At 61.0% G+C, this 236-nt stretch carries 1 protein-coding gene; it reads left to right on the forward strand.

What is annotated here, in order from left to right; all coding sequences use genetic code 11:
* Positions 1-10: 10 nt before the first annotated feature.
* On the forward strand, positions 11-236 hold a 226-nt coding region (locus ACW9IR_RS30035), incomplete at its 3' end, for an ApaG domain-containing protein (protein ID WP_457466234.1).

The following is a 236-nucleotide window of genomic DNA, read 5'->3' on the forward strand; positions in this document are numbered from 1 at the left end:
GGCCTCTTGCATGTCCGATCCTCGCTACCAGATCGACGTCAGCGTCGTCACCCGCTTCCTGGCGGATCAATCCCAACCTGAACACAACCGCTTCGCCTTTGCCTACACCATCACGGTGAAAAACAACGGGCTGGTGCCGGCCAAGCTGCTGTCGCGCCACTGGGTGATCACCGACGGTGACGGTCAGGTCGAAGAAGTTCGAGGCGCCGGTGTGGTGGGTCAGCAACCGTTGATCG

The organism is Pseudomonas sp. SDT291_1_S447, from assembly GCF_054070155.1.